The 25,495-nt window shown below is 70.6% G+C and carries 24 protein-coding genes; 13 read left to right on the forward strand and 11 right to left on the reverse strand.

The annotated features are described in order from the left end of the window. Nucleotides 1-75 precede the first annotated feature (75 nt). The 4 genes from ACIOKD_RS07820 to ACIOKD_RS07835 all read right to left on the reverse strand — a co-directional run bounded on the left by ACIOKD_RS07820 (nt 76) and on the right by ACIOKD_RS07835 (nt 5,921). Nucleotides 76-2,109 (reverse strand): TerD family protein, encoded by a 2,034-nt coding sequence (locus ACIOKD_RS07820; RefSeq protein WP_402079729.1) that lies wholly within the window; start codon nt 2,107-2,109, stop codon nt 76-78. A 58-nt stretch (nt 2,110-2,167) separates the two neighbouring features. Then, complete coding sequence (locus ACIOKD_RS07825) at nt 2,168-2,746, reverse strand: TerD family protein (protein ID WP_151478427.1); 579 nt, start codon at nt 2,744-2,746, stop codon at nt 2,168-2,170. A gap of 141 nt (nt 2,747-2,887) precedes the next feature. Continuing rightward, nucleotides 2,888-5,020, reverse strand: a complete 2,133-nt coding sequence (gene uvrB / locus ACIOKD_RS07830) for an excinuclease ABC subunit UvrB (RefSeq protein ID WP_402079733.1) — start codon at nt 5,018-5,020, stop codon at nt 2,888-2,890. Between the two features lie 40 nt (nt 5,021-5,060). Then, a complete protein-coding gene (locus ACIOKD_RS07835) occupies nt 5,061-5,921 on the reverse strand; it encodes an MHYT domain-containing protein (protein ID WP_402079735.1) in 861 nt (286 codons plus the stop codon). Between the two features lie 277 nt (nt 5,922-6,198). Here ACIOKD_RS07835 and ACIOKD_RS07840 point away from each other — a divergent pair, with 277 nt between their 5' ends. The 6 genes from ACIOKD_RS07840 (at nt 6,199) to ACIOKD_RS07865 (ending at nt 12,535) form a co-directional block, all read left to right on the forward strand. Next, on the forward strand, nt 6,199-7,071 hold the full coding sequence (locus ACIOKD_RS07840) for a glycerophosphodiester phosphodiesterase (RefSeq protein WP_402079738.1): 873 nt from the start codon (nt 6,199-6,201) through the stop codon (nt 7,069-7,071). A 107-nt stretch (nt 7,072-7,178) separates the two neighbouring features. Then, complete coding sequence (locus ACIOKD_RS07845) at nt 7,179-7,733, forward strand: methylated-DNA--[protein]-cysteine S-methyltransferase (protein WP_402079740.1); 555 nt, start codon at nt 7,179-7,181, stop codon at nt 7,731-7,733. A 194-nt stretch (nt 7,734-7,927) separates the two neighbouring features. After that, entirely contained in the window at nt 7,928-9,199 is a 1,272-nt protein-coding gene (locus ACIOKD_RS07850) for an MFS transporter (RefSeq protein WP_402080660.1), read from the forward strand. 117 nt (nt 9,200-9,316) lie between these two features. Beyond that, entirely contained in the window at nt 9,317-10,543 is a 1,227-nt protein-coding gene (fdhA, locus tag ACIOKD_RS07855; RefSeq protein WP_402079743.1) for a formaldehyde dehydrogenase, glutathione-independent, read from the forward strand. A 142-nt stretch (nt 10,544-10,685) separates the two neighbouring features. Then, entirely contained in the window at nt 10,686-11,585 is a 900-nt protein-coding gene (locus ACIOKD_RS07860) for a pseudouridine-5'-phosphate glycosidase (RefSeq protein ID WP_402080663.1), read from the forward strand. Continuing rightward, nucleotides 11,582-12,535 (forward strand): carbohydrate kinase family protein, encoded by a 954-nt coding sequence (locus ACIOKD_RS07865; protein ID WP_402079746.1) that lies wholly within the window; start codon nt 11,582-11,584, stop codon nt 12,533-12,535. Before ACIOKD_RS07860 ends, ACIOKD_RS07865 begins: the two co-directional genes overlap by 4 nt. A gap of 51 nt (nt 12,536-12,586) precedes the next feature. Here ACIOKD_RS07865 and ACIOKD_RS07870 read toward each other — a convergent pair whose 3' ends face one another. Continuing rightward, the gene (locus ACIOKD_RS07870; RefSeq protein WP_402079749.1) at nt 12,587-13,381 is read right to left on the reverse strand and encodes a methyltransferase domain-containing protein; all 795 of its coding nucleotides are present in this window, start codon (nt 13,379-13,381) and stop codon (nt 12,587-12,589) included. A 267-nt stretch (nt 13,382-13,648) separates the two neighbouring features. On the opposite strand from ACIOKD_RS07870, the gene ACIOKD_RS07875 reads away from it, so the two are divergent. Then, nucleotides 13,649-14,776, forward strand: coding sequence for a magnesium and cobalt transport protein CorA (locus ACIOKD_RS07875; protein WP_402079752.1), 1,128 nt, complete (start codon nt 13,649-13,651; stop codon nt 14,774-14,776). A 102-nt stretch (nt 14,777-14,878) separates the two neighbouring features. On the opposite strand, the gene ACIOKD_RS07880 is transcribed toward ACIOKD_RS07875, so the two are convergent. From ACIOKD_RS07880 to ACIOKD_RS07890, 3 genes are all read right to left on the reverse strand, one after another. Continuing rightward, a complete protein-coding gene (locus ACIOKD_RS07880) occupies nt 14,879-15,307 on the reverse strand; it encodes a CBS domain-containing protein (RefSeq protein ID WP_402079755.1) in 429 nt (142 codons plus the stop codon). A gap of 203 nt (nt 15,308-15,510) precedes the next feature. Then, a complete protein-coding gene (locus ACIOKD_RS07885; RefSeq protein ID WP_402079758.1) occupies nt 15,511-15,675 on the reverse strand; it encodes a hypothetical protein in 165 nt (54 codons plus the stop codon). A gap of 99 nt (nt 15,676-15,774) precedes the next feature. Further along, nucleotides 15,775-16,416, reverse strand: coding sequence for a uridine kinase (locus tag ACIOKD_RS07890; RefSeq protein ID WP_402080666.1), 642 nt, complete (start codon nt 16,414-16,416; stop codon nt 15,775-15,777). Nucleotides 16,417-16,567: 151 nt separating this feature from the next. Here ACIOKD_RS07890 and ACIOKD_RS07895 point away from each other — a divergent pair, with 151 nt between their 5' ends. From ACIOKD_RS07895 to ACIOKD_RS07905, 3 genes are all read left to right on the forward strand, one after another. Beyond that, entirely contained in the window at nt 16,568-17,281 is a 714-nt protein-coding gene (locus ACIOKD_RS07895; protein WP_402079760.1) for a DUF2293 domain-containing protein, read from the forward strand. Nucleotides 17,282-17,597: 316 nt separating this feature from the next. Then, nucleotides 17,598-18,077 carry a DUF1772 domain-containing protein gene (locus ACIOKD_RS07900; protein WP_402079762.1) on the forward strand — a complete coding sequence of 160 codons (480 nt, stop codon included), beginning with the start codon at nt 17,598-17,600 and terminating at the stop codon, nt 18,075-18,077. A 184-nt stretch (nt 18,078-18,261) separates the two neighbouring features. After that, on the forward strand, nt 18,262-19,749 hold the full coding sequence (locus ACIOKD_RS07905; protein WP_402079764.1) for a glutamate synthase subunit beta: 1,488 nt from the start codon (nt 18,262-18,264) through the stop codon (nt 19,747-19,749). 71 nt (nt 19,750-19,820) lie between these two features. Here the strand turns inward: ACIOKD_RS07905 and ACIOKD_RS07910 are convergent, their stop codons facing one another. Then, entirely contained in the window at nt 19,821-20,423 is a 603-nt protein-coding gene (locus tag ACIOKD_RS07910; protein WP_402079767.1) for a carboxymuconolactone decarboxylase family protein, read from the reverse strand. Between the two features lie 47 nt (nt 20,424-20,470). On the opposite strand from ACIOKD_RS07910, the gene ACIOKD_RS07915 reads away from it, so the two are divergent. Continuing rightward, on the forward strand, nt 20,471-21,880 hold the full coding sequence (locus tag ACIOKD_RS07915; protein WP_402079770.1) for a PLP-dependent aminotransferase family protein: 1,410 nt from the start codon (nt 20,471-20,473) through the stop codon (nt 21,878-21,880). A 983-nt stretch (nt 21,881-22,863) separates the two neighbouring features. Here ACIOKD_RS07915 and ACIOKD_RS07920 read toward each other — a convergent pair. After that, complete coding sequence (locus tag ACIOKD_RS07920) at nt 22,864-23,127, reverse strand: DUF397 domain-containing protein (protein ID WP_402079773.1); 264 nt, start codon at nt 23,125-23,127, stop codon at nt 22,864-22,866. Next, complete coding sequence (locus tag ACIOKD_RS07925; protein WP_402079775.1) at nt 23,128-23,988, reverse strand: helix-turn-helix transcriptional regulator; 861 nt, start codon at nt 23,986-23,988, stop codon at nt 23,128-23,130. Nucleotides 23,989-24,166: 178 nt separating this feature from the next. On the opposite strand from ACIOKD_RS07925, the gene ACIOKD_RS07930 reads away from it, so the two are divergent. After that, complete coding sequence (locus tag ACIOKD_RS07930; RefSeq protein ID WP_402079778.1) at nt 24,167-24,766, forward strand: ATP-binding protein; 600 nt, start codon at nt 24,167-24,169, stop codon at nt 24,764-24,766. 183 nt (nt 24,767-24,949) lie between these two features. Continuing rightward, nucleotides 24,950-25,402 carry a hypothetical protein gene (locus ACIOKD_RS07935; RefSeq protein WP_402079781.1) on the forward strand — a complete coding sequence of 151 codons (453 nt, stop codon included), beginning with the start codon at nt 24,950-24,952 and terminating at the stop codon, nt 25,400-25,402. The last annotated feature ends 93 nt before the right edge of the window (nt 25,403-25,495 follow it).

Genomic DNA, 25,495 nt, shown 5'->3' on the forward strand with positions numbered 1-25,495 from the left:
GTCAGAGGATTTGACTAACCCTTGGGGAAGCGTGGGAGGGCTTGATACGGCTCAGCGGGTGAACCCCGGCGGACCTCAGCGGTTCCAGGAGCGACGGGCGGTCGCGACCTGGGTGAGGACGTGCTGGAGCACCTGGCTGTCCGGCGGAACACGCGAGGGCTCATAGGTCCAGGTGTGCCCGACCCACGGGTCGGCGAGGTGATCGTCGGGCACTGGCGTGAGCCGGAGCAAAGACCGCCACAACGGGTCGAGCAGCGGCCCGTAGGCGGCGGCGTCCTCCCGGTCGGCGACCAGCATGAGGTGCACCCCGACAGCCGGTCCCTCGTCAGCGAGATAGCGCAGCTGGGTCACGGCACGGTCGTCGAAGCCGTGCGGGAAGTCGTTGACGATCAGCAGTTGCTCGGCCGGGTCGAGATCGGACGGCAGTGAGTCGGCCGCCCCGCCCCGGATGGCCATCTGCACCAGGTCGACCCGCTGGGTCAGCCGGGCCAGTACGTCGTTCACTCCCGCGGCGCCCACGGCGGGCGGCGCACCGAGGACCCCGGTGCTCACGAGCGGCGCGAGGGACGAGGCCGCCGAGCCCGCCGCATCGATGACGTGCACGGTGTATTCGCCCGCCGGATAGACGGCGAGCAGCCGGGCCGTGTGCGCCACGGCCGTGTCCATGGCGAGGCGGCGCAGGTCGTCGGAGTCCGCGATCGAACCCTCGAAGGACCCCGTACGCCCGCTGTCGATCCACAGTCCGCGCTCCAGCGGCAGCCGCACCAGCATCGGAATGCTGAGGCCGGCGCTCTCGGGCAGGTGCAGATCTCCCAGGCGCACAGCCATGGGGATCTCCATCGGGACGCGGTAACCGTGCCAGGCGGGGTTGTCCCACCGGGCGAACGCGGGTGGCAGTGCCGGTTCGACGACCTCGGCCTCCGCGGTGAGCTGGGCGAGGTCGCGGTCGAGCGCCTCCCTGGCCCGGTCGACCAGCTCGGCCTGCTTGGCGCGGGCCGCCTCGCGGGCGGCATCGCCCTGCCCGCCGATCCGGGCACGCGGGTCGGACAGGACCTTGTCGAGCTCCTGCTCCATGCGGGACTCGGCGAAGTCGACCGCGCTGCGGTACGCGGCGGTGGAACGAGCCAGGTCCTCGAACATGCCCCACACCTGGTTGTACAGGCGCTCCTCCATGGACCAGCCGGTCGCGTCGCCCGCCACCGGCCGGGCGGGCTGCCCCGGCTGAGCCGGGGGCGCGGTCGGCGGGGGCGGAGGCGGTGCGGCGGCCTGCCGGCCGGGGTGGCTGTAGTTGACGGGGCCGCCGGCTCCGGGCCCGGCGGGCTGTGTGACGGCGGACGGGTCCGCCGGTGCGGAAGCCGTGGGGTAAGCGGGCTGCTGTGCCCCGGCGCCGGGCGCGGTGGATCCCTGGCCGCCGGAGTGTCCGTGCTGCGGCGACATCTGGCCGGGCGTGCCGGGGGACGCCGATCCGCCCTCGTCCTGCCCCAGCGCGGGCGTCGCGGCGTGCCGGGAGCGGTCGCCGTGGGCCGCATGTGGCGGTGGCGCGGCCACCGAGCGCGCGAGGCCCTGGACGACCGCTTCGTTGATGCTGCCCGCGAGTTGCAGGGCCTGGGGGAGGCCCTGGTCGGTGAGGAGCTCGGCGAGGCCGCCCGCGTATCCCTGACCCACGGCGCGCACCTTCCAGGCTCCCTGCCTGCGGTAGAGCTCCAGTGCGACAACGGCCGACTCGGCGTCGAGACCGGTGACCGTGTAGCTGGCGACCTCGGAGCCGTCGAGTCCGGTGACCGCGACGAAGGGGGCGGCGACGGCTCCGAACCGGACCGGACCGCCCACTCCGGACGGCAGGGCCAGGAGCACACTGACCCGGTGCACGGTCTCCGGCAGGGCGTCCAGGTCGCACGCGAGCCGGTGATCGGCCGCCGCCTGCTTGGACACCTCTATGCCCGGCAGAGTGGGTGAGCCCGGATGGGCCACCCACTCGACTCCGTGCACCTTGCCCCGCTCGTCGCTGAGCGTGGCCCCGGCCACGATCGGCTTGCCGGCCGACACCCGGATTTCAAGTCGGGCCTGGGAGAGCGGGTGGTTCTGCCCCCGGACCAGCTCAGCCGTCATCGCCTTCGTTCCCCCTGTGTACTCGCGTGCCGGCGCCGGGCCGACTGGCCGGGCTTGACTACAGGTGCGGCAGGATCGCCGGCATCAGGTCCTGGAAGGTACGGCCATTGGCAGGCGTACCGAGGGCCGTCATCTGCCAGCCCGTGCCCGCGCGGTGGACCTTCGCCATGATCTGCGCGGTGTACTGCCCGCCGCCCGCCAGGGTGTAGCGGGCCAACTCCTGGCCGTTGGTCTCGTCGACCAGACGGCAGAACGCGTCCTGCACCTCCTGGAACGTCTGGCCCGTGAACGAGTTCACGGTGAAGACGATCTGGTCGATGTGGACCGGGATGCGCGCGAGGTCGACGAGGATCGCCTCGTCGTCGCCGCCCTGGCCCACACCGCCGACGAGGTTGTCACCGGTGTGCCGCACGGAGCCGTCGTCGCTGACGAGGTGACGGAAGAACACCACGTCGACCGGCTGCTTGTCCGCGAACAGCACGGCGGACGCGTCGAGGTCGATCTCGCGGGTGCGGGAACCGAACAGGCCACGTCGCGGGGCTGCCTGCCAGCCGAGCCCCATGCGCACCGCGGTCAGCGTGCCTCCGTCGTTCTTCTGCAGACTGATGGCCTGACCCTTGGTCATGTTGACCGTCACGCGCTGTTCCCTTCTCGGACTGTCTCCCCTGTTGCCGCAGAATCCTGCGGTTGACCAGCAACCCTACGCAGAGCCACTGACAGCCCCGAAGCCCGGTGCACACTTTGTGTCGGTCTTGCAACACTGCGCGGTGTCCGGGCGTCAGGCGATACCTGCCTCCTTCATCTGCCGCAACTCCTTCTTCATCTCCGAGACCTCGTCACGCAGCCGCGCGGCGATCTCGAACTGCAGGTTGGCTGCGGCCGCGCGCATCCGCTCCGTCATCTCCTTGATCTGCTCGGCAAGTTCCTCCGCGGGGCGATCGGTCGGCACGGTTGCCTTGTCCTTGGCGGACTTGGCTCCCTTGGCCGCCTTCGACCCCAGGGCGGGCACAGGGGTCTTGGCACCCTTTCCGTCCGTCGACCTGCGGTAGCCCGAGCCGAGCAACTGCTCCGTGTCGACGTCCTCGCGGGCGATCTGCGCCACGATGTCGCTGATCTTCTTGCGGAGGGGCTGAGGGTCGATGCCCCGCTCCGTGTTGTACGCGACCTGCTTCTCCCGGCGGCGGTTGGTCTCGTCGATGGCCTTCTCCATCGCCGGGGTGATCCTGTCGGCGTACATGTGGACCTGGCCGGACACGTTGCGTGCCGCGCGGCCGATGGTCTGGATCAGCGAGGTGCCGGAGCGCAGGAAGCCCTCCTTGTCGGCGTCGAGGATCGACACCAGGGAGACCTCGGGCAGGTCGAGGCCCTCCCTGAGGAGGTTGATGCCGACGAGAACGTCGTACTCACCGGCGCGCAGCTCACGCAGCAGCTCGATCCGGCGCAGGGTGTCGACGTCACTGTGCAGGTACCGGACCTGGATGCCCATTTCGAGGAAGTAGTCGGTGAGGTCCTCGGCCATCTTCTTGGTCAGCGTGGTGACGAGGACGCGCTCGTCCTTCTCGGTGCGCTTGCGGATCTCGTGCACCAGGTCGTCGATCTGGCCCTCGGTGGGCTTGACCACGACCTCGGGGTCGATGAGGCCGGTGGGACGGATGATCTGTTCGACGAAGCCGTCCCCGCGCGAGAGCTCGTACTTGCCGGGCGTCGCCGACAGGTAGACGGCCTGTCCGACGCGCTGCTGGAACTCCTCCCACTTCAGGGGACGGTTGTCCAGGGCGGAGGGCAGCCGGAAGCCGTGGTCGACGAGGGTGCGCTTGCGGGAGGCGTCGCCCTCGTACATCGCGCCGATCTGGGGGACCGTGACGTGCGACTCGTCGATGACGAGCAGGAAGTCGTCCGGGAAGTAGTCGAGCAGTGTGTTCGGCGGGGAGCCGACCTCGCGGCCGTCGAAGTGCATCGAGTAGTTCTCGACGCCGGAGCAGGAGCCGATCTGGCGGAGCATCTCCAGGTCGTACGTCGTGCGCATGCGCAGTCGCTGGGCCTCCAGGAGCTTGCCCTGCTTCTCCAGCTCGGTCAGGCGCTCGCCCAGCTCCTTCTCGATGTCGTTCGCCGCGCGCTCCAGGCGCTCGGGCCCCGCGACGTAGTGCGTGGCCGGGAAGACGTACTGCTGCTGGTCGTCGCTGATGATCTCGCCGGTGAGCGGGTGCAGCGTGGAGAGTGCCTCGATCTCGTCACCGAACATCTCGATGCGGACGGCCAGCTCCTCGTAGACCGGGAAGATCTCGATGGTGTCGCCGCGGACGCGGAAGGTGCCGCGGGTGAAGGCCAGGTCGTTGCGCGTGTACTGGATGTCCACGAAGCGGCGGAGCAGGTCGTCGCGGTCGATCTCGTCGCCGACCTTGAGGTTGACCATGCGGTCCACGTACTCCTGCGGCGTACCCAGGCCGTAGATGCAGGAGACGGAGGCGACCACGACGACGTCGCGTCGGGTGAGCAGCGAGTTGGTGGCGGAGTGACGCAGTCGCTCCACTTCCTCGTTGACCGAGGAGTCCTTCTCGATGTAGGTGTCCGACTGCGGGACGTAGGCCTCGGGCTGGTAGTAGTCGTAGTACGAGACGAAGTATTCGACCGCGTTGTTCGGCAGGAGCTCGCGGAACTCGTTGGCGAGCTGGGCGGCCAGCGTCTTGTTCGGCGCCATCACGAGGGTGGGGCGCTGCAGCTTCTCGATCATCCACGCGGTGGTCGCGGACTTTCCGGTGCCGGTGGCACCGAGGAGGACGACATCCTTCTCACCTGCGAGGACACGCCGCTCAAGGTCAGCGATGGCAGCGGGCTGGTCGCCGCTGGGCTGGTAGGGACTGACGACCTCGAAAGGCGCCACCGTGCGTTCGATCTTGGATACGGGCCGCATGGAATCAACCGTACGACCCCGCACTGACAACGGGGTCCTCTCACCAGTTCTGCGGGGTCCGCGCATCGTCGTGGTGGCGGGAGCGCGGGCCCGGTACGCGCCCGCGACCGGTGGGGTGGACCGTGTGGGCCGGGATGCCGGGCTTCTGCTCGGCGGCGCTCCAGTCGGGCTTGCCCATGACCATCAGCGGGTCGAACATCACGACGACGCCGGCGAGCAGCAGGAAGGCCAGCGGGCCGATCATCAGGGGTGCCAGCAGAGAGGCGGGCGAGTCCCCGGCAGGAGCGCTGGTGGCGCCGTGCAGATGGACGCTGAGGGCGGCCATCCCCGTGTAGTGCATACCGCTGACGGCGAGACCCATGACGAGGCTCGCGCCCACACTCCACAGGAAGCCGCGGACCTGGCCCGCCGCCCACAGGGCCGCGATCGCGGCGGCGACGGCTATGACGACCGAGGCGGCGACGGTGAGGGTGTTGTACTCAAGCTTCCCGTTGAGGCGCATTCCGGCCATGCCCAGGTAGTGCATGGAGGCGACGCCGAGTCCGGTGATGGTGCCCCCGGTGAACAGGGCGGTTCCGGAGGCTCCCCGGTATCCGACGATGAAGATCCCGACGCCGACCATGACGATCGCGACGCCGAGACTCGCGAAGGTCATCAGCATGTCGTACTTCACCGGGCTCTCCCGGACGGAGAACCCCATCATCGCGATGAAGTGCATGGTCCAGATGCCGGAGCCGATCGCCGCGGACCCGAGGACGAGCCAGCCCGGCCGCCAGGAACGGGTGACGAGCATCGACCTCGTGGTGCAGCGCAGACCGAGCGCTCCGCCGAGGCACGCCATCAGGTACGCCACGAGCGGCGTGACGAGTCCGTAGCTGAATCCGTCGATCGTGCCCTGCATGCGCGGTTGCCTTTCCGCCCTGTTACATCCCGGAATTCCGTGAAACGCCCCCGCCCCAGGCGCGCCGCAGCGACCAGGGTTGTCGCAGAGAGTATGACTCGCACCTGAACGGTCGAACGATTTTCCGGCAAAAAATCACGACCTTGCCCCAGTTGTGCGGCACGCGTGATCGGGCTCGGGCAACTCCATTCAATTTATGGCCATCCTGTACACCCCTGTAGTTGACCCCCTGCTGTCACCCTGGGACCGACCGTGATCGCAGACGCTAGGAGTACGCATGCACGCGCGCGCTGCCGCCGCCACGACCACCGCGCTCCTGGGAGCCGCCATTGTTCTCCCCTCCCCCACCGCTCACGCAGCCGTGAGCACCGACCATCCCCTGGTCATCGCACATCGCGGAGCCTCGGCCCAAGCCCCCGAGAACACCCTCGCCGCCATCGACCGGGCGGCCCGTCTCGGGTTCACCTGGGTCGAGAACGACGTCCAGCGCACCAAGGACGGCAAGCTCGTCGTGATCCACGACGAGAGCCTGGCCCGCACGACCGATGTGGAGAAGGTCTTCCCCGGGAGGGCCCCCTGGAAGGTGCAGGACTTCACCGCCGCGGAGATCGCCCGCCTCGACGCGGGCAGCTGGTTCAGCCCCCGCTACAAGGGTGCTCGCGTTCCGACGCTGAAGCAGTACATGAACCGGGTCTCGCGCAACCACCAGAAGCTCGTCCTGGAGATCAAGAACCCGCAGCTGTATCCGGGCATCGAGCGGGAGACCCTCAAGACCCTCAGCAACGAGGGCTGGCTGGGCCCGGCCCACGTACGGACCAAGCTGGTGATCCAGAGCTTCAGCGCGGACAGTGTGCGTAAGGTGCACGCCCTGCGGCCCGACATCAAGACGGGGTTCCTCGGCACCCCGTCGGTCGCGGAGCTGCCCGCGTACGCGCGGTTCGCCGACCAGATCAACTCGTCGCACACGACGATCTCCCGCGGGTACGTCGCGGCGATCCACGCGTTCGAAGGGCCCCACGGCAAGCCGCTGGAAATCTTCACCTGGACCGTCGACACCGCTGCGGACACGCGGCGTGTCGCGGGTCTCGGTGTGAACGGCATCATCACGAACAAGCCCGACGTGGTGCGGAAGGCTCTTCGCGAGGGCTGAACTCCCTGACCACCTGCCCCTGGCCACCAGCCCCTGGCCGGTGGCGTGGACGCCCGTGCGCGTCCGCGCCACCGGCGTTGTCAGTGGTGCGCCGTACCGTGGAGCGCATGAACAGCCATGGGCGGAACGAGCAGCGGGTGGTGTGGGCCGTCGTCGCCAGCGGCATCGGCCCGCTGCTGCTGGCGGCGACCGGGGAAGGCCTGGTCAGTGTTGTCTTCCACGCCACGGACGAGGTGCGCGACAAGACTTTGGAGCGGCTCGGATCGCGGTTCGCCACCGAGCCCGTCGAAGCGCCGGGATCCCCGTTGCTGGCCGAGGCGATACGTCAGTTCGCGGCGTACTTCGCGGGTGAGCGCCGCGACTTCGAGCTGCCCTTGGACTGGTCCCTGATCTCCGGCTTCCATCGCCAGGTGCTGCGCGAGCTGGCGTCCGGTGTTCCGTACGGGGCGGTGGTGGGCTACGGCGACCTGGCGCGGCGCGTCGGCCAGCCGGGGGCGGCCCAGGCGGTGGGAATGGCCATGGGAGCCAATCCGCTGCCGGTCGTCGTGCCCTGCCACCGGGTCGTGGAGAGGGACGGCGGCATCGGCGGGTTCGGAGGCGGCGTGGAGACCAAGCGGAAGCTGCTGGCACTGGAAGGGGTGCTGCCGGAGCCGTTGTTCTAGGGGCCGGGGCACCTCGAAGAGCTCGGCTTCCAGCCGCCGCTGTTGTCGTGGGGGTGTCCTGGGCTCAGGACGAAGGGGGAGACTGCGCCGGTGACCACGCCCGACTTCACTCGTGTGTACGCGCCCGACCCGGTGCGATTCGCGGAACCGGTCCGCGTGCGCGCCCTCGTTCCGCTCGCTCGGGCGTGTTCGCGGTGACCGCCGTCGAGCGGCCGGTCTCCGTGCCCTTCGACGCGTCCGGACTGCCCGCGCTGCGACGCCGGACCTCCGCCGTACTCATCGCCAGTCAGATCCTCGGCGGGCTCGGTGTGGCCGCGGGCATCGCGCTCGCCGTGGTCCTGGCCCAGGAAGTCGCCGGTACCGAAGCGCTCGCCGGGCTCGCGCCCACCGCGACCGTCACGGGGACGGCGGTGCTCTCGGTGCCGCTGGCCGCCCTGATGACCGCGCGTGGTCGGCGGCCTGGGCTCGTGCTGGCCTACCTCATCGGCGCGTTGGGGGCCGGGATCGTGGTGGCAGGTGCGGTCATGGGCAGCTTCCCGCTGCTGCTGGCCGGGATGGCGGGCTTCGGCGCGGCCTCGTCGGCGAATCTGCAGGCGCGGTTCGCGGCCGCCGATCTGGCCGAGCCGAAGCGGCGGGCACGAGCCATCTCGAACGTCGTGTGGGCCACGACGATCGGCGCGGTCCTCGGCCCCAACATCGCCGCGCCCGCGGGCCGCAGCGTCTCCGGGCTCGGCATACCGGAGGCAGCGGGCCCGTTCGTATGGGCGGCCGGAGTGTTCCTCCTGTCCGCGCTGCTGGTCGCGGTGCTGCTGCGACCCGATCCGCTGCTCACCGCCCGCGCGCTGGCGCCGATCGAGGAGCAGTCCCCCGCGGCGCGGTCCATCAGGGCGGGGGCGGCCGCCGTCCGGGCGTCCCCGCGTGCGCGGCTGGCACTGGTGACGGTGGCCGTGTCGCACACGGCGATGGTGTCGGTCATGTCGATGACACCGCTGGACCTCGGCCACCACGGGGCGGGCATCGATCTGATCGGGCTGGTGATCAGCGTCCACATCGCGGGGATGTACGCCTTCTCGCCCCTCATGGGGCGGCTGTCCGACCGGTTCGGCCGGCTCTCGGGGATAGGCCTGGCCGTGGCCCTGCTGGCCTGCGCGGCCCTTCTCGCGGGCACCGCGGGCGCCGACCACCGGCAGACCGCCGCCGGCCTGTTCCTGCTGGGCCTCGGCTGGTCCGCCGGTCTCGTCTCCGGTTCCGCGCTGCTGACCGACTCCGTGCCCCAGCCCGCGCGCGCCGCCGCTCAGGGGCTCTCCGACCTGAGCATGAACGCCTCGGCGGGACTCGGCGGGGCTGCCGCGGGCCTCGTCGTCGCCCAGGCGGGCTACGGCTGGCTGAACGCCGTCGCCGCCTGCCTTCTTCTGCCGCTCGGCGCGCTGGCGCTGTTCACCCGCACCCGAAGGCACGGCCCGTGAGGTGCCCGACGGGGCTTGCGCGAAGGCTGGCAGGAACGGTTCGCCGGTAGCAGACTCCGCCGTGCGCACAGCCACTGGCATCCGAAGGCACGGGGGCCGAAGGGACGGCGATCACGTATGAGCGGGAACAGGGCAGTCGCGTACCTCAAGCCGGGCGCGGTGGAAGTCAGGACCATCGACTACCCGACGCTCGAACTGCGGGACGGACCGGGGGTGGCCTCCGCGAACATCGGCCGCGAGTGCCGGCACGGAGTCATCCTGAAAGTACTCGCCAGCAACATCTGCGGCAGCGACCAGCACATGGTGCGCGGCCGTACGACCGCGCCCGAAGGGCTCGTCCTCGGGCACGAGATGACCGGAGAGGTCATCGAGCGGGGCCCGGACGTCGAGTTCCTCGACGTCGGAGACATCGTCTCGGTGCCCTTCAACATCGCCTGCGGGCGGTGCCGCAACTGCAAGGAGCGCAAGACCGGCATCTGTCTGAACGTCAACCCGGCCCGTCCCGGGGCGGCCTACGGCTACGTCGACATGGGCGGCTGGGTCGGCGGCCAGGCGCAGTACGCGATGATCCCGTACGCGGACTTCAATCTGCTGCGGTTCCCGGACCGGGACCAGGCACGCGAGAAGCTGCTCGACCTGACCATGCTGTCGGACATCTTCCCGACGGGCTTCCACGGCGCGGTGAGCGCGGGCGCCGGGGTCGGCTCGACGGTGTACGTGGCCGGCGCCGGGCCGGTCGGTCTCGCCGCCGCGGCATCGGCGCAACTGCTCGGCGCCGCCGTCGTCATCGTCGGCGACCTCAATGCCGAACGGCTCGCGCAGGCGAGGAGCTTCGGCTGCGAGACGGTCGACGTCAGCCAGGGCGACGTGGGCGAGCAGATCGACCAGATCCTGGGCGAGCCGGAGGTGGACGTGGCCGTCGACGCGGTCGGCTTCGAGGCACGGGCCCATGGCCCCGACGCCCCGGAGGCGCCCGCCACGGTTCTCAACTCGCTGATGGGCCTCACGCGCGCGGGCGGCTCGCTGGGCATCCCGGGCCTGTACGTCACGGACGATCCCGGTGGGGTCGACCAGGACGCGCGGACCGGCACGCTCAAGGTGCGGCTCGGCCTGGGGTGGGCGAAGAGCCACCGCTTCACCACAGGGCAGTGTCCGGTGATGCAGTACCACCGAGGGCTGATGAAGGCGATCCTCCACGAGCGGGTGCACATCGCCAAAGCCGTCAACGCGACGGTGATCGGCCTGGAGGACGCGCCGCGCGGCTACGCCGAGTTCGACCAGGGCGCCGGCCGTAAGTACGTCCTCGATCCGCATGGCGCGCTGGCCGGGATACGGCCCGTCTGAGCGCTGCCGGAAGGCGAAAAGGGGTGTCCACGCGCGCGTGGACACCCCTTTTCGCACCTCGGATGTCCGCACGGGTTTGGCCGGGCGCGCCGCCCGCCAGGGATGAGAGGAGAACCGACAGACAGGAGGCACACGCGTGCTGATGGTGTCCGAAGAGGTTCGGGAGGCGCTCGCCACGGGTCGGCCCGTGGTGGCACTGGAGTCCACGATCATCGCGCACGGGCTGCCGCGTCCGCGCAATCTCCAGGTGGCGCTGGAGCTGGAGGACGCCGTACGCCAGGAGGGAGCCGTCCCGGCGACGATCGCCGTGCTCGACGGGCAGCCCCATGTGGGCCTCGACAAGGAGCAGGTGGAGCGGATCGCCAACGAGGACGGCATCCGCAAGCTGGGACATCGCGATCTGCCACTGTCGATCGCCGCCGGGGCCAGCGGGGCGACCACGGTGTCGGCGACGGCTCTGCTGGCCGCGCAGGCCGGGGTACGGGTGTTCGCCACGGGTGGCCTCGGGGGCGTACACCGGGAGTGGACGCTGACGCAGGACGAGTCCGCCGACCTGGGGCTTCTCGCGCGTACCCGGATCACCGTGGTGTGCGCGGGAGTGAAGTCGATCCTGGACGTGCCTGCGACCCTGCAGCGCCTGGAGACGCTGGGCGTCGCGGTCGCCGGATACGGCACGGACCGCTTTCCCGGCTTCTACCTGTCGGACTCGGGACACCCGGTGGACTGGACGCTGGAGTCGCCGGGCGAGGTCGCGGCCGTCATGCGTGCGCAGGACACGCTGGACGGGCCCGCAACGGCACTGATCGTCGCCAATCCCGTGCCCGAGGCGCAGCAGCTGGATCCCGCGCTGCACGCGCGCGTGCTCGCCGACGCGCTGCACTCGTGCGAGGCGGAGGGTGTGAGCGGTCAGGCGGTCACGCCGTTCCTGCTCGACCACCTGGTGCGCCACACCGACGGGGCGTCACTTGAGGCCAACCTGGCGGCGGTACGCGGCAACGTACGGCTCGCGGGGCGCATCGCGGCGGCCTGGGCACAGGGGTGACGGGAGCCGACGGGGCCGGCGGGGCTCTCCTTGTCGTCGGTGACGTCATCACCGACGTCGTCGCCCGGCATCACGGGCCGCTCGCTCCGGGCACCGACACGGCCGCGGCCGTTCGGACCGTGCCGGGCGGTGCGGGCGCCAACGTCGCGTGCTGGGCGGCCCTTCGAGCCGGTACGGAGGTGCGGTTCCTCGGCCGGGTGGGCACCGACACGGCCGCGTGGCACGAGCGACAGCTGATGGCCGCCGGGGTGCGTCCCCTCCTGGTTGTCGATCCGCGGGCGCCGACGGGGACGGTGATCTGCCTGGTGGACGCGGGGGCCTCGGCAGAACGCACCTTCCTCACGGACAGCGGTGCGTCCCTGCGGCTGGACACCGACGACTGGTCGCCCGCGCTGCTCGACGGTGTCACACGGCTGCACCTGTCGGGCTATCTTTTCTTCTCCGAACCGTGCCGGGCTCTGGTGTCGGTGGCGGTGGAGTCGGCACGCGCGCGCGGAGTACCGGTGAGCGTGGATCCCGCGTCAACGGGGTTCCTCGCCGAACTGGGCGTGGACCGTTTCCTCTCGCTCGCCGAGGGGGTCGACGTCCTGCTGCCGAGCCGGGACGAGGCCCGTCTGCTGACAGGCCTGCCCGGTACGGCGGACGCGGCGGCCACGTTGAGCCGTCACTTTCCGCTGGTGGTGGTCAAGCAGGGCGAGGCCGGAGCCCTTGTCGCCCGATCGGGGGCGGTCCGGGCCCGGGTTCCGGCGAAAGCGGCGACTCCTGTCGACACCACGGGCGCCGGCGACGCCTTCACCGGAGCCTTCCTGGCCGCCCTGCTCGCGGGCGAAGGGCCGGAGGAGGCGGCCGCCGAGGGATGCCGGGCCGGGGCCCGTGCGGTGGAGCGGGTGGGCGGCAGGCCGCACACACCTGTCGCAGCGGCTCCGGGCACACCGGACGTGAAGGCGTAGCCCGACCGCCGCCACACGACATCCCGCCACACGACATCCCGTCACACAGCACTACACCTTGCGCCCCCATGCCGAGATCAGCGGTGCCGTGGTCAGGTCCATGCCGCCCGCGGCCATATTGGCCAGGTGACGGTCGATGTCCTGGTCGGTGGCGAGGCCCGCCGTGACGAGCTGATCACGGACCTGGCCGACCGTCGCGGCCTCCAGCTCCCCGCAGGCGGTCGAGGTGAGCGGGAAGTACGCGTCCGCCTCGACCTGCCGCAGTCCGGCCTCGCGGAGCAGCCGGGGAAGCCGACGCCCGTACGAGAGTTCGGCGCCCCGCTCGGCAAGCACATCGCGCATCGCATGGCGTAGCCGGTTGGCCAGCTGCTGCTCGGGGCCCTGCTCGTCCGGGCAGGCCAGCGGCTGCAATGTGGGATCGGCGTCCTCGACCAGGAGCCGACCGCCCGGTCGCAGCGCCCTGATCATCGTGCGCAATGCCCGCTCCCGGTCCGGCACATGAGCGAGGACGAGCCGGGCGTGCACGAGGTCGAAACCCTCTGCCGGCGGCTCGTCGACGCCCACGTCGTGGACGCGCAGCTGAATCGGCGGCCGCACGGCCAAGGGTGCCCAGGAGGTGTCGAGGTCGGTCGCGAAGACCCGGCCGGTGGGTCCGACCCTCTTGGCGAGCCAGGACACCACCGACATGCCGCCCGCGCCCACCTCCCAGCAACGCCAGCCGGATCCGATGCCGAACCGTTCCATGTGCCGGAACGTCGTGGGGTCGAAGACAGCGGCGAGGGCGTCGAATCGCTGCCCTGCCCCGGGCTGGCGGTTTTCGAGGAGATGTCCGTCGGTTCGCATCATGCACCGATCATCCCATTTGTAAGCGTTTCTCCTGAAGGTCGACGCTCCCGACGCGAACGCGTCGCACGCGAAGGACCCGTGACGCCGAGGTCACCTTCTCGCTCCGCCTGAGCTCCGTCGGCGCTCCGTCGGACGGCAAATTGGGAGCAGCTTCCGGAGCGGAGTATTCCGTTCCCACAGGCCGAACCAGCCGTCGAAACATCCTGGCAGACTGGCCGCGGCAAGGCGCAGAGGGCGGCGCGAGGAGATCCACGCAAGGAGATCCAGATGTCCATGGCAGGCAATCTGCGGAAGGTCACGAGCCTGAGCAAGGTCGGCGGCCTCCGCAGGGTGGCACGGCTGACGCGACGGCGTGCCCGTGTCGACCTGAGCCACCCCGCCCGGTCACCACTGGGCACCGCGGTGGTGAACTGCGTGGCGTACGAGGAAGGGGCCAGGGTCCCCGCCGGCCGCGATCTGGTGGAGACGGTGGAGCGGGTCCGCAAGGCCGAGGGCGGTTTCGTCTGGCTCGGGCTGCACGAGCCGACCGAGGTGGAGTTCGCGGGCATCGCCGAGCTCTTCGACCTGCACCCGCTGGCGGTCGAGGACGCGGTGGACGCCCACCAGCGCCCGAAGCTGGAGCGGTACGGCGACACACTGTTCGCGGTGTTCAAGACGGTCTGCTACGTCGAACACAGCGAACTGACCGCGACCAGCGAGGTGGTGAACACCGGCGAGATCATGGTGTTCGTCGGCCAGGACTTCGTGGTGACGGTCCGGCACGGCCGGCACGGTTCGCTGGGGCCGCTGCGCGAAGAGCTGGAGGCCGACCCCCAGCAGCTCACCAAGGGGCCGGCCGCCGTACTGCATGCGATCGCGGACCACGTGGTGGACGACTACCTGCATGTCACGGCCTCCGTGCAGGAGGACATCGACGAGGTCGAGACGGCCGTGTTCGCGGCGGACGGCGCGCGGGCCGACCCAGGGCACATCTACCAGCTCAAGCGTGAACTCCTGGAGCTGAAGCGGGCGGTGGTCCCGCTGGGCCGGCCCATCATGGATCTCGCCACGCGGCCGATACGGGTGATCGACCCGGAGATACAGGCCTATTTCCGGGACGTCTCCGACCACCAGCTGCGGGCCGCCGAGCAGATAGCCGCGTTCGACGAACTGCTCAACTCGATTCTGCAGGCGCACCTCGCGCAGGTGAGCGTGGCGCAGAACGAGGACATGCGGAAGATCACTGCGTGGGCCGCGCTGATCGCCGTGCCGACGATGGTCTGCGGCGTCTACGGCATGAACTTCGAGCACATGCCGGAGCTGCACTGGAAGTTCGGGTATCCCCTGGCGGTCGGCGTGATCGCCGTCGCGTGCTTCACCCTCTACCGGGGATTCAAGCGGAACGGCTGGCTGTGACGGCGCTCGTCCGACACGGCTTGCCGGACGACCGTGAGTTCACGGTGTGTCCGTAGAACACCCACGGAGGCACCGGTGTCCGTCGTCGGAGCGCCCGATACCTCAGCGCGAGTCGCTCTTCGCGTAGACGCTCTCGACCCAGTTCGCGAGTTGTTCGTCCGTCAGGTGCGCGGCCAGATCGGCCTCGCTGATCATTCCGACCAGGCGCTTGTTCTCGATCACAGGGAGGCGACGGATCTGATGTTCCTGCATGTCGCCGAGTACGTCACTGACGTCGGCGCTCGCGTCGATCCAGCGCGGGGTGCCCTTGGCCATCTCGCCCGCGGTGACTCGGGCCGGGTCGTGGCCCATGGCCACACAGCCGATCACGATGTCGCGGTCCGTGAGGATGCCGCAGAGCCGTTCGTTCTCGTCACTGATGGGCAGGGCGCCCACCTTGAGTTCGCGCATGAGCTGAGCGGCCCGGTCCAGGGTCTCGTGAGCGGGGATCCACTGGGCGCCGCGGTGCATGATGTCTCCGGCGGTGGTCATGTAGTACCTCCCGGTGCCGGACGGCCGGCGCGGCGCGGAGACGCACCGCTAGTCCCGGCGCCCTACATTCTCGTCGGGTACGAGGAGATACGCACCCGGACGACCGCGGCTTCGGCCTGACGTCCCTCTCAGGCTTCGGCTCGACGGCCCCGTCCCGCCCCTCATCCCACGCCACAATCCTCCACTCGCGTCACCCCCTCCGCTCACACCGAGAAGCCGACGATCCGCTCGGGCAGTACGCGGATGATCACGCGGACCTCGTCGCCCTTCTCCGCCGGAGGGCCGATGCCCAGGGACTTGTGGGAGAGCTCGTACGGGAGGTGTCTGGCCTCGTCGGGGAGGATCTCGGCGCTGCCGCGGATCTCCACCGACGTGTAGGGGCCGGCGAGGTCGAAGACCGAGAGGCTGACGCGGGAATCCCGACCGGAGAGATCGGCGAGGCACCCGCACCGGGGACAGCCGTCCCGTCAGCCGTTCCACGCCGGATGGCGCGGGTCGTCCGCCCGCACCAGGACATCGGCCGTGTCGCCCGGAGCCGCCTCGGTCTCGTACCGCTCGTACGCGGGGAGCGTCCAGTGATCGGTCTCCGGGGTTCGGCGGCGCAGGGCGGCCGGTGAGAGGCGTACATGGACAGTGAGGTCGAAGGGGAACCAATGGTGCAGGAGCAGCGGTCCGTGCAGCAACAGCAGGGCACCGGGCGGAAGTTGTACGTACGGGGTGCGGGTGGCGCGGTCGGTGGCCGGGTCCAGGAGGTCGGGCAGGACACGCCCGTCACCACCGGGTTCCAGGGGGCCGAAGACCTCTCGCCACAGGGCGCCGGTGTCGAACCAGCCGTCGTAGTAGGTCTCCACGTCCTGGCGGCCGTACTCGAACCGGAGCGAGGCCGGCCGCAGATAGTCTTCCGTGCCGACGACCAGGGCGGAGCGTCCGCGTGGGCGAAGGGCCTCGGCTACGCGCTCGGCGAGGTCACCGGGGCGGGCCGCCGGGGCCCCGTCGAAGGCGATACGCGGCCAGGGGCTGCCGTCGGCCGGCTTCAGTTCGAGCAGGCGCTCGGCGATGAGGTCGCCGAGCCGGTCCCAGGTGATCGCTTCGAGTCGCACTGGGCCCATGATGCCGCGCGGGCACACCTGTACGGCGACTGCGTGCCCGCGCGGGGCTGTTCGACAGCATCGGGCGGGCGTGACGAGCGGTGCGGCGGCGAGAGGAGAAGGGGTGGGCGAGTCGGCGTACGGGCGGGTGTCGTTCGGGAAGGAACCGACCATGGCGACCATGGCGACTCCCCCGTCCCGCACCGGGCCTCTTGTCGTCCAGCCGTTGAAGAGGCGGCACTGTGGCGAGTGCGGGGGTGGGGCGCTCCCGCTGCTGGTACTGGAGGAGGGGGCGCCGAGATGCCTCGACTGCGCCGACCTCGGGCATCTGGTGTTCCTGCCCCGGGGTGACACGGCGTTGACGCGGAGGTCGCGGGAGGAGAGCGGGTTGTCGGCGGTCGTGGTGCGGTTCGACCGGCGGCGGAGCCGGTACGAACGGCAGGGAGTGCTGGTCGAGGAGGCGGCGCTCGCGCGGGCGGAGGAGCGGTGCCTGGCGGACGCGGAGGCGAGACGGCGGCGCAGGCTGCGGGACGCGCGGCGGCGGGCCGTTGAGGACGTGCGGTTCACGGACGCGTTCGCGCGGAACATCCGGCGGCTGTTTCCCGGCTGCCCGGCCGCCTTGGCGCACGCGATCGCCGCACACGCCTCGGTGCGGGGCAGCGGGCGGGTGGGACGCAGCGCCGCCGGGCGGGCGCTGTCCGAAGCCGCGGTGGTCTCGGCCGTGCGCGCGGCGGTCCGGCACACGGAGACTCCGTACGACCAGTTGTTGATGAGCGGTGTCGCGCGCCACGAGGCCCGCCGTCGGATCGCCTCCGCGGTCGAGGCGACGCTGGCGGACTGGCGCGTGGGCGGGCCGACCCGGGGGCCGGAAGGACGACGACCCTGATGCGGAGCGAGGCCGTCCGTGAAGCGCGGGCCCGAGACGGCGTCCCGGAGGTGGTGTGCTTAGAGGTCGGCGAGCTTGGAGATTGGCGTGCTTGACGGCGGTGAGCCTGACGGCGGTGGGCTTGACGGCGGTGGGCCGAGACGCCCGGATATGGCGTCGAGTCCCTCGGCCGTGGTCACCCTCGCCGTCCGGCATTTCACTTGTGATGACAGGGGGTGCCGGGCAGGATCCTGAGGTTCGGGGTGGTCCGGCCCTCACGGTTTCGGGAACGGTGCGCGGGTTGTTGACCAGAGGTTCTGCTTACGCGGGAGTTGCCATGATCGAGGGACCGTACTTCGTGCTCACCGGGGTGGGCGTGCTCGGCACCGGGCTGGTGGCCGGGGTGTTCTGCGCGTTCTCGACGTTCGTGATGAAGGGACTGGCCTCGCTGCCGCCGGCGCAGGGTGTCGCGGCGATGCAAGCGATCAACGTGACCGCGCTGACGCCGGCTTTCATGCTCGTGTTCATCGGGTCGGCAGTGCTGTGCGCCGTGATCGCGGTGGTCACCTTCGTACTGTGGCCCGACGAGGGCACGGTGGAGTTGCTGCTGGGCAGCGCGCTGTATCTGTTCGGCTGCTTCGGGGTCACGATCGCGGCGAACGTCCCGCGCAACAACAAGCTGGCCGAGATGGGCCCCGGCACACCGGAGGCCATCGCGTACTGGCCCAGGTATGTGAGCGAGTGGTCGATGTGGAACCACATACGGATGGTGGCCTCGGCCGCCGGAGCGGTCCTGTACGTGCTGGCTCTGACCTGAGGGCACGGTGGCGGCGTCCTCCTGGGGCGGACACGGCCGCCGCGTCGTATCGTGGCGGGAAGAGTCTGCCAACAGGCCTCGCGGCCCACCGCCCCGACGACGGCGTCGGACACGGTGGAGTCGTAGACGGTGGCGAGCGCCGTACGGGCCCCGTGCGTGTACGTGAGACGTGAGGGAGACGGCCATGGCCGATCCCAAGGGTTTTCTGAACTCCTCCCGCGAGGAATGGCCGCGTCGGCCCGTCGAGGACCGGGTCCGTGACTGGGACGAGGTGTACGTCCCCGGGGCACTGCTGCCGATCGTCCGGACACAGGCCGACCGGTGCATGGACTGCGGCATCCCCTTCTGTCACGACGCCTGCCCGCTGGGCAACCTGATCCCCGAGTGGAACGACCTGGTCGCGCGCGACGACTGGCGCGGGGCGAGCGACCGGTTGCACGCGACGAACAATTTTCCCGAGTTCACCGGGCGGTTGTGTCCCGCTCCCTGCGAGGCGGGCTGTGTGCTGGCGATCAACCAGCCCGCGGTCACCATCAAGAACGTCGAGGTCGCCATCGCCGACCGGGCCTGGGCGGACGGGTTCGCGCCGCCGCAGCCGCCGGACCGGTTGTCGGGGAGGACCGTCGCGGTGGTCGGCTCGGGTCCCACCGGGTTGGCGGCGGCGCAGCAGCTGACCCGGGCCGGGCACACCGTCGTCGTCTACGAGCGCGACGACCGGATCGGGGGGCTGATGCGGTACGGCATCCCCGAGTTCAAGATGGAGAAGCGGCATCTGGAGCGGCGGATCACGCAGATGCGGGCGGAGGGTACGAAGTTCCGTACGTCGACCGCCGTCGGCCGGGACATCGGGGCGGCCGAGCTGCGAGCGCGCCACGACGCGGTCGTCCTCGCCGTGGGCGCCACGGCACGGCGTGAACTGTTGGTGGAGGGGAGGGAGTTGAGCGGTATCCATCAGGCGATGGAGTATCTGCCGCTGGCCAATCGGGTGTGCGAGGGGGACCTGGAGGCGTCTCCGTTGTCCGCGGCGGGCAAGGACGTCGTGATCGTCGGCGGTGGCGACACCGGGGCCGACTGTCTGGGCACGGCGGTGCGCGAGGGCGCGAAGTCCGTGACCCAGCTGGACATCTACGCACAGCCCGGTGCGGAGCGCGACGAGGACTCCGAGCCGTGGCCGGTGTACCCGAAGATCTACCGGTTGTCGGCCGCGCACGAGGAGGCCGGAGCCCTGGAGACCTCGCCCGCGGCCGACGCGGACGCGCGGCTCTTCGCGGCGTCCACGCTCCGCTTCATGGGAGACACCTCCGGCCGGGTGTGTTCGCTGCACCTCGTCGAGGTCGACGCCGAACGCCGCCCGCGTCCCGGCAGCGAGCGCGCGCTCCCCGCCGACCTCGTGCTGCTGGCCCTCGGGTTCTCGGGCCCCGACCGCTCCGACGGCCTCGTCGACCAGCTCGGTCTCGACCTCGGCCCGCGCGGCACGATCACCCGGGACGCGGACTTCGCGACCAACGTGCCGGGGGTGTACGCCGCCGGGGACGCGTCGCGTGGCCAGTCGCTCATCGTGTGGGCCATCGCCGAGGGCCGGGCGGTGGCGGCAGCGGTGGACCGCCGGCTGACGGGCGACTCGCGGCTGCCCGCACCGATCGGGCCGCACGACCGGCCCATGACGGCCTAGCCGCGGACTAGCCGACGTTCGCGCGGGCCGCCTCCGTCCCCCGACCCGGCTGGCCGATCCCCCGGCAGCACTCAGCGCTGGTCCGTGCCGGCCCTTTTCGCCGTCGACAGGGCGACGCGGTTCCACATGTTGATCGCGAAGATCAGGGCCAGTATCCGGGCCAGTTCCCGGTCGTCGAACTGCGCGGCGGCCTCGGCGTAGACGTCGTCGGGTACGCCACCGGCCGCGACCAGGGTGACCGCCTCGGTCAGTGCGAGGGCCGCCCGCTCCCGTTCGGAGAAGAAGTGCGGGGCCTCGCGCCACACCGCGACCATGTGCAGCCGGTCCTCACTCTCGCCTGCCTTGCGGGCGTCGTTGGTGTGCATGTGGAGGCAGTACGCGCAGTGGTTGAGATGCGAGGCGCGTATCTGGATCAGTTCGACGAGGGCCGGGTCCAGCTCTTCCCGGGCCGCGGCGTCGAAGCCGATGAGGGCGCGGAAGACCTTGGGAGCGGACTTCCCGAAGTCGAGGCGAATATTTTCGGCCACCCCAGAGGTCGCGAGTGTCCCAGTCGACCCAGCCGCCTCAGACACCTCAGACACCTCAGACACCTCAGCGGTACTCACATTCATCGTGCGCGTGCCGTTCGCCGTGTTCGTGTCGTTTGCCGTGTTCGTGTTCGTGTTCGTCGTCATGCCGATGAATCTATGGGCGTCAGTGACCCCCGGTAGGGTGCATTTCCATGGCGGATTCATGGGTCAATTCCGCGGAGCGCATCGGCGCCGACCTGCATCTGGAACTGTCCGGTCCGGGTGGCCGTCGTGCCGCCCTGATCCGTGCGCTGCGCGAGGCGATCCGCAGCGGACGGCTCGCTCCGGGCACCCGCCTTCCCCCGTACCGTTCGCTCGCCGCCGACCTCGGAGTCGCGCGCAACACGGTGGCCGACGCGTACGCCGAACTGGTCGCTGAGGGCTGGCTCACGGCGCGCCAGGGCTCGGGCACCCGGGTCGCCGAGCGCGCCGAACCGCTGGCGCCCCGGGTGCGCGTACCCAAGAAAGCTCCTCCACGCGCGCGTGGGCCGCGGCACGACCTGCGGCAGGGCACCCCGGACCCGTCGGCGTTCCCGCGCACCGCGTGGCTCACCTCGTACCGGCGGGCTCTGCAGCGGGCCCCCGCGGAGGCGTTCGGGCCCGGCGATCCCGCGGGACGGCCCGAGCTGCGGGAGGCGCTCACGGAGTACCTGGCACGCGCGCGTGGGGTCCGTACCGAGCCGGGACGGATCGTGATCTGTTCGGGGTTCGCGCACGCGCTGCGGCTGCTCTTCCCCGCGGTTCTGCGGGGTTCGCTTGCCGTCGAGTCGTACGGGCTTCCTTTCCACCGGGAGTTGCTGGCGGCGGCAGGAGTACGAACCGTCCCGCTGGCCCTCGACGAGGACGGTGCCCGGGTCGGTGGCCTCGGCAGCGAGAGGGCGGTGCTGCTCACGCCCGCGCACCAGTTCCCGACCGGCGGGCCGTTGCATCCCGCACGGCGTGCCGCCGTCATCGACTGGGCACGCGCGCGTGGAGGGGTGATTCTGGAGGACGACTACGACGGGGCGTTCCGTTACGACCGCAAGCCCGTCGGAGCCCTGCAGGGCCTGGACCCGGAGCGGGTCGTCCACATCGGTTCCGTCAGCAAGAGCCTGTCGCCCGCGCTGCGGCTGGGCTGGATGGTCCTTCCCGAGCGGTACGTCGACGACGTGCTGGCGGTCAAGGGCGAGCGGGAGGCGTGGGCGAGCGTTCCGGACCAGTTGACGCTCGCGGACTTCGTCGAGTCGGGCTCGTACGACCGTCATGTACGGCGGATGCGGCAGCGGTACCGGAGACGGCGGGACCGGCTGGTCGAGGCACTCGCCGCGCAGGCGCCGCATGTCGAGGTCACCGGGATCGCGGCCGGGCTCCACGCGGTGCTGCGGTTGCCGCCCGGCAGTGAGCGATCCGCGGTGAAGGCCGCCGTGTGGCAAGGGCTCTCGCTGGACGGGCTCGCGGAGTTCCGGCACCCGGAGGCGGCCATGGCCGCACCCGACGGCTTGGTCGTGGGCTATGCCACGCCCCCGGAGCACGCCTACGGAGCCGCGCTGGACGCGCTGTGCGCCGCGCTGCCGCCTGCGTAAGCCGCGCCCCTCCCCAAGCCGGCCTTCGGAGGGGACCGCCTCCGTACGGATGCCTGGGGCAGGTGGCCGGAAGGTGCCCTCCTGTACCGGCGTGCGCTACACCACGCGGTGGGATCATCGCTCCGCCACGGCACTCGGTGGCCGACGCTGCTCAATCCGGCGCCGGGCGTCCGCAGGCCGGCCGCCGCGTGGCGGGTGGGCCGGCTGACCGCGGCACTGCCCGAGGGCCACCGGGAACCGGCCAGGCCCGGCCTCACCACCGTGGTCGACCCGCGCGCCAAGGCACTGTCCACCGAGCGGCAACCTGCGCACCGAGGACCTGTCCACCGAGCGGCTCACCGGGCCGCAGGGCGGGCCTGGACGTCGTACGGCTGCCCGTGCGGGACGGACAGGCCCCGACGCCGCACCAGGTACGGCGCTGACCGGGCGTCGTGGGTGCGGCCCGGGGCCGGCGTTCGTGCACTGCGGGGCAGGGGTGAGCCGTAAGGGGACGATGGCCGCGGCCTGCCTCGTGCGGGCCGGGCAGAAATACCCGCCGGGTGCGGTCCGCCGCAACCTCGCGGTCGGACCGCCGTCCATCGAGCAGACCTGTTACCCGTTGAGCCTCGTCCCGAGCCGAGCCGAGCCGGGCCAAGCCGGGCTAAACAGCCGCCGTTGCCGGTGGTGCCAGTGGTGCCAGTGGTGGCGGTGGCGGTGGCGGCGGTCAGCCGGCTCATGGACGCACCGTGCCGCATGTGGTCCTGGTTCTGAAGCGGTTTCAGTTTCTCTGCGGCGGCGTTCCCGCGGCAGCGACGTTCTTGCGGCGGCGTTACGCGGCGGGAGCGTTCTTGCGGCGACGTTCTGGACGTCTGCGGCATTCTGGCTGCGACATGCTGGCTGCGGCTTTACCGATGATCGCCCCACCCCGCCCCCACCGCACCGCACCGCACCAAGCTAAGGAGAATCGGTTCTGCAACAACCGGTCGGCGGATTCGTCGGCGACGTCAGGAGAGCAGGAAGTCCGCCTCCCCAGCCTTGGCACCCTGAATGAACGCGGTCATCTCCCCGGTGGTGTAGATGAGAGCGGGACCGTCCGGGTCGGCCGACTGACGGACCGCGATCCGGCCGTCGGCGAGCTTCATCGCCTCCAGGCAGTTGCCGCCGTTGCCACCGCTCCACGGCTTGTGCCAGCCCTCGCTGCCCAGTTCCCTGGCGGGCATGCCGTTGTAGATCCGCGCGAGGCGTATCCGGGACTTGATGCGATCCATTCACAGCTCCTTGCGGAGATCCAGCAGGATCTCCTTCGTGCGATGTGCCGTGGCGGCCTGAGCCGCCATGCGGTCCATGACCTCAAGGTGGGTTGCCACCTCGGTACGCGCGTCCAGGTAGACGGCGCCGGTCAGGTACTCGCTGTAGACCATGTCCGGCAGTTCGGGCATGGCAAAGCGGAACAGCACGAACGGCCCGTACGTGCCCGCGTGCGGCCCCGAGGAGAAGGGGGCGATCTGCAGCGTCACGTTGGGCAGTGTCGTGGCTTCCAGCAGTCTGTCGATCTGGCCGCGCATGACTTCGGGGCCGCCGACCGGGCGGCGCAGGGCGGTCTCGTCCATCACGGCCCAGAACCGGGGCGCGCCCTCGCGCGTCAGCAGTTCCTGGCGTTGCATGCGCAGTGCCACATGCCGCTCGATGTCCTCGGGTCTGGTCTGGCCGACGGCGCCGGAGTGCATGACGGCACGCGCGTACTCCTCGGTCTGGAGCACTCCGGGCACGAAGTGGGGTTCGTACGAGCGGATGAGGGCGGCCGCGCCCTCCAGGCTCACGTACATCGAGAACCAACCCGGCAGGATGTCGTGGAACCGCTGCCACCAGCCCGGCTGGTTCGCCTCCTCGGCGAGCATGACGAAGGCGTCGGCCTCACCGTCGGAGACTCCGTACGACTTCAGCAGGAGCTGGAGGTACGGAATCTTGAGCGTTACCTCGGCCATCTCCATACGGCGGACGGTGGCGGCGGTGACACGCAGAATGCGCGCCGCCTCCTCACGCTTGAGCCCCGCGCGTTCCCGCAGGTCCAGCAGGCGCCGTCCGAGGACGACCTGCCCGACCGTCGGCGCGGACCGCGGCTCGCTCACGTCCACCTCCACTTTTGTCCAGACAGCCGGGGCGGCGCCCGTTCGGGCCCTGTACGGGTACCCAACTGACGCCGCGCCACGTGCTGTTGCGAGCAGTGTGCCATGGCCATACCGCTCAGAACACTGCACTCTGCAATTTTCAGAGTGACACTTGCCAAGTGTTCACGACGGGGAGATAGTGGCAAACGTGATTCCGTCCGCGCCGTTAGGAACAGCCGCAGCCGTGAACCGAGACCGTCTTACTGCCACTGCCGGGGTACGCCCCGACGCGGCGGCCGAGCGCCGGTTCCGCTTCGAGCTGGCCGCACATCCGGGCTCCGCAGCACAGGCCCGGCACCTGACGCGAGCCCGACTCTCGGGCTGGGCGGTCTGCGAGGACACCTGCGACACGGCAGAGCTCGTCGTCTCCGAACTGGTCACCAACGCCATCGTGCACACGGCGAGCCGCCATGTGGTGTGCGAGCTGCACGACGGCGAGGACCTGGTCCGGATAGCCGTCCGTGACGAAGGATGTGCGCCGGGTGAGCCCCACCCGTCGCCACAGCGTCCTGACGAGGAGCATGGGAGGGGACTGCTTCTCGTTGCGGCGATGTGCACTGCCTGGGGCGCCCAGGAAACCGGTCCCGGACTGCTGGTCTGGGCGGAACTGCCGCGGACGGCGAACAACGGCGTCGAGCCGCGGTCGGACCTGGGTTGGAGTGCGAGGAGCCGGCCGGCCCCAGCCGGCTCCTCGCCGACGGGGGTACACATACCCCCGGCCGGCAACGAATGGTTCTGACCTGAATCGTTCCAGCCGGCCGGACATCGACGTCAGCACCGGCAACAGCAACGCCGACGGCATCGGCATCGGCAGGTAGTGCGGGCGTCGCGACACGGAAGAGCCAGGACCAACCGAACGGGACCGACCGAACGCGACCGACCGAACGGGACCGAAGACATTGGGAACACGAGCGGGGGCTGAATGGGTGTGAGGGCTACCTCGGCCGGTACGCCAAGGGCGCTGAACCTGAACACGCTGGTCCGCATGGAGCGCGGCCGGACGGCGTCGGGCCCGGGCGCGGCACGGCCGCTGGCCGTGCCGGAGGGCATGCAGGCCCCGCTGGGCTGTGACGCGGTGGCGATGCCCGCGAGACTCGGCCCGCTGCTGATGCCCCGGCTGCCACGCGTCGGCTGTGTGTACGCCGACAGCACGCACTGGTGGTGGCTCGTGCCCTCCGACTCCGATGTTGCCCTGCAGTGGCCCTCACCCGCGCACTACGCCACGGGAGCGCTCGTTCCCGCCTCGCCCACCTTCCCCGGGCTGATCCACACGCCGGACGGCACACTGCCGTACACCCCGCCGATCCCCCTCTACCTGGCACTGTGCCGGGTGACAGGGACGCCGCCGGCCTGGTCCCGGCCGATCAGCGCCTGATACGTACGGGCTGATCGGCGCGGATCCAGCCAGGCCGACATATCAACCGGTGTCCCGGTATGTACTCCGGTCGATACTTTCGCCGGCCGACCC

Source organism: Streptomyces sp. NPDC087844, from assembly GCF_044742785.1.
GTDB lineage: Bacteria > Actinomycetota > Actinomycetes > Streptomycetales > Streptomycetaceae > Streptomyces.